The organism is Microcoleus sp. C2D2, assembly GCF_036702495.1.
GTDB lineage: Bacteria > Cyanobacteriota > Cyanobacteriia > Cyanobacteriales > Microcoleaceae > Microcoleus.
In genome coordinates, this window is record NZ_JAUBTO010000045.1 from 1 (window position 1) to 3,240 (window position 3,240).

The window sequence follows — 3,240 nt, forward strand, 5'->3', positions numbered from 1 at the left end:
TCAGTCATTAGTCATCAGTCATTAGTCATCAGTCATTAGTCATCAGTCATTAGTCATCAGTCATTAGTCATCAGTCATTAGTCATCAGTCATTAGTCATCAGTCATTAGTCATCAGTCATTAGTCATCAGTCATTAGTCATCAGTCATTAGTCATCAGTCATTAGTCATCAGTCATTAGTCATCAGTCAACATTTATAGGAGGCGACCGTGGAACAAATTTTTTTACTTGTATTTTTAGCACTAGGCGGCTCAGCCCTCGCAGGTTCCGTCAAGATTATCAATCAGGGAAATGAAGCGCTGGTGGAAACTTTAGGTAAATACAACGGCAAGAAACTGGAACCAGGTTTGAATTTTGTCACGCCGTTTATGGATCGCGTCGTTTACGAGCAAACAATTCGGGAAAAAGTCTTAGATATTCCTCCGCAAGCTTGTATTACCCGGGATAACGTTTCCTTCACGGTTGATGCTGTGGTTTACTGGCGCATTGTAGACTTGGAAAAAGCCTGTTACAAAGTAGAAAATCTCCAGTCAGCAATGGTAAATATGGTGCTGACTCAAATTCGCGCCGAAATGGGTCAACTGGATCTCGAACAAACCTTTACTGCTCGTTCTCAAATTAATGAAATCTTGCTCAGAGATTTAGATATTGTTACCGATCCTTGGGGAGTGAAAGTAACTCGGGTAGAATTGCGGGATATTATCCCTTCTAAAACTGTACAGGAATCGATGGAATTGCAGATGGCAGCCGATCGACGCAAGCGGGCGGCAATTCTGACTTCCGAGGGAGAACGCGAGTCGGCAGTTAACAGCGCCAAAGGTAAGGCTGAAGCGCAAGTTCTGGATGCAGAAGCGCGCCAAAAAGCGACTATTTTGGAGGCGGAAGCTCAACAAAAGGCGATCGTCCTGAAAGCTCAAGCAGAACGCCAAAGTCAGGTTTTGAAAGCTCAAGCTACTTCGGAGGCTTTGCAAATAATCGGCAAAACTCTGCAAAATGACCCCAATGCTCGGGAAGCTTTACAATTTTTGTTAGCTCAAAACTATCTGGATATGGGTCTGAAAATTGGCAGCAGCGACAGCAGCAAGGTGATGTTTATGGATCCGCGCAGCATTCCTGCTACCATGGAGGGATTGCGATCGATTGTTGGGGAAGAAGGTAATAAGGCTGATTAGCCAGTTGGCTGTTGACTGTTGACTGTTGACTGTTGGTTATTTGTTATTTGTTATTTGTGAGTGCCAATGCCCTGCGCGGGCCAATGCCCTGCGCGGGCCAATGCACAATGCCCAATGCCCCATTACCTATTACCTATTACCTATTACCAAATTTAAGATTCTTGAGCGAGAGTACACCGATCGCACAATCCAAAAAACTCCAAAGTGTGATAATAAATCTTGAAAGAATGAGATTGTTGTAGTTGGCTTTCTAAGTGGTGGACGGGGCATTCGTCGATCGTAATGGAGGTGCCGCATTCGAGACAAGTTAGGTGGTGTTGGTCTTGGTGGGCGGCACCGTAGAGAGACTCGCCACTAGCGAGGGTTCTGACGTGAACGAACCCCTCTCGCTTTAAACCGTCGAGGGAGCGGTAAACGGTTGCTAAGCCCATGCTTTGGTCGCTGTTACGCAGTTCTAAGTAGATATCTTGCGCTGAGAGCGATCGATTCAGGACTTTGAGCAAGTTTAAAATACGCTCCTGACTGCGGGTGTGGTTGGTTCTCATAATTTTTTTCTCGAATCTGCTGAAATCACATCTGTCCCTATTTCTAGGCTATCTTACTTGGGCGAACCAAATGGCGATCGGCGCTCCGCTCGGTTGTAGAATACAATGGGGCTAACTTTCACATCACCTACCGCAACATTCCCGTGACTCAGAAATATCTTGCCCAAATCTATGTTACCCTCCGCCCTTCTGTTTTAGATCCCGCCGGCACTGCCGTACAGTCTGGTTTACAACACATGGGATACGACAATGTTGAGGGCGTGCGCATCGGGAAGTATGTTGAATTGACGCTGACTGCGGCTGGTGAGTCCCAGGCCCGCGAACAACTCGATCGCGTTTGCGACCAACTTTTGGCTAATCCTGTGATTGAAAATTATCGCTTTGATTTGACTGAAATTCCTGTTGCTGTGGAGACAGCGGCGGCATAAATGCGATCGCCCCTAGGGTGTGTTTTTTGGTCCCGGAGATCCCCCCTAACCCCCCTTAATAAGGGGGGGACAATAGTGTTCAAAGTCTCTATTAAAAACGCGAGGACAAGAGCATTCAAAGTCTCTGTTAAAAACGCGGGAACTCGGAACACTCTCGAGTCCCCCGACTATCAGGGGGATGCGAGGGGGATCGAGACTTAGATACAAGAGTGAAAAACATAAGATTTTAGTCTGATGTTGACACCTCTTCCTTCTTCCCTCTTCCTTCTTCCCTCTTCCTTCTTCCTTCTTCCTTCTTCCTTCAGCTTATGAAATTTGGAGTTATTGTTTTTCCGGGTTCAAATTGCGATCGCGATGTGGTATGGGTGACTCAAGGGTTACTCCACCAACCAACTCGCATGATTTGGCACGAAGATACCGATATTTCGGATATTGATATCATTGTAATTCCCGGTGGTTTCAGTTACGGAGATTATTTGCGGTGCGGTGCGATCGCCCGTTTTTCTCCGGCGATGCGCGCTACTGCGGAACACGCGAAACAGGGCAAACTTGTACTTGGTATTTGCAACGGTTTTCAGGTGTTGACTGAAGCTGGTTTATTGCCCGGTGCTCTGGTACGGAATGCGGGATTGAATTTTATTTGCGATCGCGCTTCTTTGAAAGTCGAGCGCGGTAATACTCGTTGGACTGCGGCTTATACTTCGGGTGAAATCATCGATTTGCCGATCGCCCACGGCGAAGGAAACTATTATGCTGATGCGGATACATTAGCAGAACTAGAAGATCGCAATCAAGTGTTGTTTCGCTACTGCACTCCGGCGGGCAAAATTAGCGATGCTGGGAATCCCAACGGTTCTTTAAATAATATTGCCGGTATTTGCAATCGGGCGGGCAATGTGTTAGGAATGATGCCGCATCCAGAACGGGCATCCGATCCGATGTTGGGCGAAACTGATGGGGTAAAATTGTTTCAAGGGTTGCTGATGGCAAGTGTTGCTGCTGTTTTGTAGTTGCAATATTTGTCTCTAATTTTATGAACAGGCAAGATGCCTGTTCCACAGCAGATTAAATTTCTTGTGGGGTGGCATCTTGCCCG

Annotated in this window: 4 protein-coding genes; 3 read left to right on the forward strand and 1 reads right to left on the reverse strand. The window is 46.6% G+C overall.

Annotated features, from left to right (window positions below):
- Positions 1–208 precede the first annotated feature (208 nt).
- A complete protein-coding gene (locus tag QUB61_RS16300) occupies positions 209–1,171 on the forward strand; it encodes an SPFH domain-containing protein (RefSeq protein WP_333136057.1) in 963 nt (320 codons plus the stop codon).
- A gap of 152 nt (positions 1,172–1,323) precedes the next feature.
- On the opposite strand, the gene QUB61_RS16305 is transcribed toward QUB61_RS16300, so the two are convergent.
- Entirely contained in the window at positions 1,324–1,716 is a 393-nt protein-coding gene (locus QUB61_RS16305; protein ID WP_006634700.1) for a Fur family transcriptional regulator, read from the reverse strand.
- A 143-nt stretch (positions 1,717–1,859) separates the two neighbouring features.
- Here QUB61_RS16305 and purS point away from each other — a divergent pair, with 143 nt between their 5' ends.
- Positions 1,860–2,144: a phosphoribosylformylglycinamidine synthase subunit PurS gene (gene purS, locus QUB61_RS16310; protein ID WP_333136055.1), complete on the forward strand. Its 285-nt coding sequence runs from the start codon at positions 1,860–1,862 to the stop codon at positions 2,142–2,144.
- Positions 2,145–2,452: 308 nt separating this feature from the next.
- On the forward strand, positions 2,453–3,154 hold the full coding sequence (gene purQ, locus QUB61_RS16315) for a phosphoribosylformylglycinamidine synthase subunit PurQ (protein ID WP_333136053.1): 702 nt from the start codon (positions 2,453–2,455) through the stop codon (positions 3,152–3,154).
- Positions 3,155–3,240 lie beyond the last annotated feature (86 nt).